The organism is Zarconia navalis LEGE 11467 (assembly GCF_015207075.1).
In the GTDB taxonomy this organism is placed as follows: Bacteria; Cyanobacteriota; Cyanobacteriia; order Cyanobacteriales; family Geitlerinemataceae; genus Zarconia; species Zarconia navalis.
The window spans coordinates 1-5,740 of the sequence record NZ_JADEXN010000358.1; the positions used below are offsets into that span (position 1 = coordinate 1).

Sequence of the window (5,740 nt, forward strand, 5' to 3'; positions counted from 1 at the left end):
GGTAAATTCGGGTCGGCCAACACGGATTCTAAGCGTTGCAGGCAACCCTCTACCTCGCTTTCAAACAGGAGAGCGATCACGTCTTGACCCTCCTCTGGGGAGAGTATCGATGCGGCATCATCCGCTTGGGGGTCGCCCAGACGTTCGTAAAGGCGATCGAAAATCGGGTTGGCTTCAGTTTCGAGCCACAAGGTATCGATCGCCTCTTGGGGATCGATGCCTTGTAGGAGTGCGTGGCGATCGCTGCCGATCTCTCGGCGCAAGCAGTCTACTCCAGCTAGCAGCAGTCCTTCGAGTTCCGCTTCGATATCGAGGGATTGATGCTGGGTTTTGAGAACCTTGAAAGAATCTTCCAGGCGATGAGCGAGTTGAGAGAGCACCCCGAATCCCATCATGCCCGATCCCCCTTTGATGAAATGGGCGGCTCTGAGTGCCCCGTCCACTTGTTCGCGATCGATGCGACGGCTTGATAATCCGATGAGGGAGGATTCGAGCGTACTCAAATAATCCTGTGCTTCATCGAGAAACTGGAGTTTGATTGCAAATTCCTTGTCTTGTGACACGATCGTTCCCTTTACGAATCCACTTTGAATGTACCAACCGAGGTTTGCAGTTCTTGCGAGATTTCCACCGTTTCCCGCAGAGAGTCTGACACCTGGCGCGAGGAATCCGAGGTGCGCTCGGACACTTGCGCGATTTCCTGCATCAAGCTCGATACCGCGCTCGAGGTTTCCACTTGGGAGACGGTGGCATTTGAAATCGATGCCACCAGTTTATCGATTTGCCCGGAGACTTCGACAATTTCCCCCAGACTCTGTTTGGTATTTTCGACCAGATGCGCCCCTTCACTCACCTGAGCCGAACTTTGTTCCATGGCTTTGACCACCTGGGTCGTTTCGAGCTGAATGTTTTTCACCAGTTGCTCGATCTCTTGGGTGGCTGCTGCCGATCGCTCGGCGAGTTCTCCCACTTCTTCTGCCACCACCGCGAATCCCTGGGCTTCTTCCCCAGCGCGGGCGGCTTCCAAGCCGGCGTTAATGGCCAAGACGTTAGTTTGCAGGGCAATTTCGTTAATCAGCGACACCGCTTTAGAAATTTGTCGGGAGGATTCCCCCAACTGCGCAACTTTGTCGGCCGTTTCGCGAATGGTTTCTTTCAAACTGGAGATGTTTTCCACGGTGCGATCCATGGCCTCTTCCCCAGATCGGGCCGTGGTGGAGGCGGTGCGGGCCACGTCAGCGGCCTGACGGGCGCTGCGAGCCACCGATTGAATCGACTCGGTCATTTTTTCGACGGAATCGAGGGTACGGGTGGTTTCCCCCGCTTGCTTGAGAGCCTCTTGGGCGAGCTGGCGGATGGCCCCTTCGTTTGCTCCGAGGGAGGCGTTGACTTGGGTTGCCGATTGTTTCACCTGGCTGACGATTTGGCGCAAGCTCTCGACAATCGCGTTGAAAAAGTCGGCAACGATACCAATTTCACCGGCCGTCACGTCGGCGCGCACGGTCAGATCGCCACTCGAAGCCCCTTCGACTTCAATTAAGAGGTTGGCCAGCTGCTGCTGGAGCGCTTCCCTTTGCTGTCGCTGCTCGTCCGAGAGGATTTCAGCAGTCTGGCGTGCTTGTTCCCGTTGATCGAGCAGGTTCGCTTGCTCTAAGGCAAACCCAAGCTGGATGGCAACCTGGCGCATGAGTTCGGTTTCTGTATCCTGCCACGCTCGCGTCCCGGAACATTGGTGGGCGATGAGCAAGCCGGTGAGTTTGCTACCCACCAAAATGGGAGCGACTAAGTTGGCTTTTACCCCCAGGGATTCGAGTTGTCCGATATGACAGGGGGTCAAGTTAGCATCGTAGATGTTTTCGGTGGCTTGAATGCGACCCCGCTCGTACTGTTCTACAAACCCCTTGGCAAAGCAGGGATCTTCGATTTCCACCCCCAAGGCTTTGGGCCAACCCCGCACCACGGACTCGGCAATAACGGTTCCCACCCACTGGGGGTTAAATTCGTAGACGAGAGTTCGATCGGTTCTTAGAGCTTGTCGGGTGGCGTTGACGGCTGCATCGAGAATTCGAGTGCGATCGAGGGATTCCCGGATTAGAGCGGTAATTTGACCGAGTTGCTGGGCGCTTTCGGTTTCAGCCACTTGTTGGAACAGCAGGTCTCGAACTCGCACCACCAGGGCATTGAAACTGTTAGCAAGTTGCCGGGTTTCTGCGGCACCTTCGACTTCGGTGTAAACGTCCAAATTGCCTCTGGCGACTTCCTCAGTCGCACTCACCAACTGTGCCAGGGGTTGGGCGACTTGGCGCGAGGCTCGGACGATCGCCACGGTGGAGATGCCGGCCACTGCTAGCAAAACACCGGCAAATAACAAGGCGGAGTTGCGTCCGGCGGCGTTAATTTCTCCCCGCTCGATCGAAGCCAAAATGACACAGTGAGTTTTGGGAATGGTCGATAAGTAGAACTGGCGATTGCCCTCGACTAGTTCTGTTTCTAACACCACCTCCGAGGCATCGCCTTTTTCGGCTTCGAGTTGGAGTTTAGTAATCGGGAAATCTGCTTCTTCGATCGCCGCATCCAGGTCGTCTTGGTTGTTGAGGTAAATATCTGAGAGAGTCGCTGCCCGTTGGGCGATCGTCTCGCCTCCGAGGATTTCTGCAGTGTTGTCGACCTCGGCTGGTGTCGCTTCTCCCTCGTTGGCTTCTTCTGAGATGGTATTCGATCTGGTATTGAGGGGTGTGGGGTTGTTTTGCTCGTCGAAGACAACAATTTGAGCCTCTTCGGACTCGAATACCTCTAAATCCAGTAGGAAGCTGGTCACGCGATCGAAGGTTTGCGCTGGAACCACGGCTTTAAGAACCCCGAGAAATTCTCCGGAGGTGGGGTCGGCAATCCGCTCGACAATTTCAATGGCATTGACATTAGCCGATTCGTCGAAGGCGGGAATCAGGAGTTGCTCTTGGCTATCTTTGGCTTGATTCCACCAGGATTCGTCCCGCTGGACGAAATCGGATGTGGGTTGGCTGTAGGCAACGTTGAAACCATTTTTTTCCGTGAAGAAAAGTTCGGCAATCTCTTCGATTTGGGTCAGACGCTTGAGATAGTCGTTAATGGGCTGACTGGGATTCAACAACAAGGTATTGGCAAACCGCTGTTCGGCTTCCTCGATCGAGAGTTCGGCAATTCCTTCTTCCTGGGCGCGTTGGGTATTTTCCCGTGCCGCTTCGATAATCAGGGGATTGGCAGCTACCGAGTCCGTAACGATTTCCGTTTCGATGATGATGCGTTCGGCAACTTTTGCTGCCGCGAGCAGTTCTCCTTGCAATCGTTTCTGGGTCTCTAGGGTGGCTCCCCGCGTCGTCAGGGCATAACTGAGCCAGGTGGCCAATCCTAGAGGAAGGAGAACCCCCGGCAAAATCTTGACTAATAACTGGCGATCGAGAGGCAGACCTTGCCATTGACCTTTTTGATAGGGTGAAGCTCGCCACAGCAGTCGCGGATCTTTTGGGGTTTTGGTGGGGGGATCGAGTGCGGGTTTTTGGCGGTAGGAACTCGATCGCCAAGAAAGCTCTGATGACGGTCGCTCCGGTATGTTTCGATCGCCGTTCTCTGCTGACATCGATGGCAGTGGCTCTCGATTGTCATCAATTAAATCCGTGGGGTTGGTCATAGATGGTGTCTCTGGCTGGTAACAGGGGATGTTCGGTTTGGGTAAAGACTAGCCGCCCTCGGAATCGACTTTAAAGGTGCCTACAGAGGTTTGGAGTTGCCGCGCAATTTCCACCGTTTCCCGCAAGGAGTCGGTCACCTGGCGAGAGGAATGGGAGGTGCGCTCGGAGACTTGGGTGATTTGTTGCATCAAGCTCGATACGGCTTGGGAAGTTTCCACCTGGGAGACGGTGGCGCTAGAGATCGATTGCACCAGGTCGTCAATTTGCCGCGACACTTCCACAATTTGCCCCAAACTCTGTTTGGTATCTTCAACCAGATGGGTTCCTTCCACCACCTGGGCGGTACTTTGTTCCATGGCTTCCACCACTTGGGCGGTTTCGAGTTGAATGTTTTCTACGATCCGCTCGATTTCTTTGGTGGCGCCGGCCGATCGTTCGGCGAGTTCTCCTACTTCTTCTGCCACCACGGCAAAGCCCTGACCTTCTTCCCCGGCGCGGGCGGCTTCAATGCCAGCATTAATGGCGAGTAAGTTCGTTTGCAGGGCAATTTGGTTGATCAAAGACACCACTCGGGAGATTTGCTGGGAGGATTCTCCGAGGCGCTTCACTTTTTTGGCTGTTTCGGCGACAGTTTCCCGCAGGCTCAAGATGTTTTCCACCGTCCGATCCATGGCATCTCCGCTGGTTTGAGCGGTTGTCGAAGCCGTTCGGGCCACTTTAGCGGCCTCAGAAGCGCTGCGAGCCACCGATTGAATCGACTCGGTCATTTTTTCGATGGAATCGAGGGTGCGGGTGGTTTCCCCCGCTTGCTTGAGGGCTTCTTCGCTCAGTTGACGGATGGCTCCTTCGTTTTCTCCGAGGGAGGAATTGACTCGGGTTGCCGATTGTTTCACCTGGGTGACGATCGCGCGCAAACTTTCGACGATCGAGTTGAAGAAGTCGGCGACGGTACCCAGATCTCCGGCCGTCACGTCGGCGCGGACGGTTAAATCCCCGCTGGCGGCTCCTTCAATGTCTCCGAGCAAGTTAATCAGTTGCAGTTGCAGGGCTTCTTTTTGCTGGCGCTGTTCCTCTGAGACGGCTTCTGCCGCTTGGCGAGCTTGTTCCCGTTGAGCGAGTAGTTCCGCTTGTTCGAGGGCGTAACCGAGCTGGATGGCGACCGCGCGCGAGATTTCAATGTCGTTGGGTTGCCAAATGCGCGGTCCGGAACATTGGTGAGAGACGAGCAAGCCGAGTAGTTTTTCGTCCACCACAATAGGGGCGACTAAATTGGCCCGCACGGAGAAAGGTTTGAGTTGGTTGCGGTGACAATCCGTCAGGTCGGCGTTTTGAATATCGTTGGTTGCTTGCACTCGTCCCCGTTGATATTTCTCGGCGTAGTTTTGGGCGAAGCAGGGATCGGCGATTCGCGCCCCCAAGGCTTCAGGCCATGCTTCGAGAACAGATTCGGCAACGATCGTGCCCTGCCAGTTCTCGTCGAACAGATAGATTAACGTTCGATCGGCGCTTAGGACTTCGCGGGTTTGATTGACGGTAATCTCGAAGATTCGATCGCGATTGAGGGATTCCCGGATGCGGGTCGTCACTTGAGAAATCGAGCGTTCTCGTTCTGTTTCCTCTTGCTGGCGGCGAGTTTGGGTGTTGAGATTATCGGCCATCACGTTGAAGGTTCTCGCCAGCTGACCGATTTCGTCGTCGGCCCACACTTCGGCGCGGGCGGCGCGATTCCCCCGAGTAAATTCATCTGTGGTGTCCTGGAGATTGGCGACGGGGTTGGCAATGGTGCGCCCCAAAAGTCGCGCCAAAATCGCATTGAGGACGATCGCGCCGAGGGCGACGGCGACAAGCGGTGGCAGGCTGTTTTTCAGCAGTTGATTCAGAGCGGTTTCGGGAGTGCCGCGCACCAGCACCGCCACGGGGTTATCGTTAATGTCGGTTAGGGCTTTGGCGGCGGCGGTATAGGTGGTGTTGCCTTCCCCAACGCGATCGGTGACAATTTCCCCCGGATTGGCAACGGCGGCTTCGAGCAGGGAGGAATCGGCGCGTTTTACGTTGGCTTCCCCTTCTTCTCC

At 55.4% G+C, this 5,740-nt stretch carries 3 protein-coding genes; all 3 read right to left on the reverse strand.

Features of this window, described 5'->3' with window-relative positions; all coding sequences use genetic code 11:
- Positions 1–563: Hpt domain-containing protein (locus IQ235_RS16920; protein WP_264322603.1), on the reverse strand; the 563-nt coding region annotated here is incomplete at its 3' end.
- A gap of 11 nt (positions 564–574) precedes the next feature.
- Complete coding sequence (locus IQ235_RS16925; protein ID WP_264322604.1) at positions 575–3,667, reverse strand: methyl-accepting chemotaxis protein; 3,093 nt, start codon at positions 3,665–3,667, stop codon at positions 575–577.
- 48 nt (positions 3,668–3,715) lie between these two features.
- On the reverse strand, positions 3,716–5,740 hold a 2,025-nt coding region (locus tag IQ235_RS16930), incomplete at its 5' end, for a methyl-accepting chemotaxis protein (RefSeq protein WP_264322605.1).

Bases quoted from the DNA above. Each gene is read 5' to 3' on its own strand.
- IQ235_RS16925 (WP_264322604.1), bottom strand. From the start codon at position 3,667: ATGACCAACCCCACGGATTTAATTGATGACAATCGAGAGCCACTGCCA.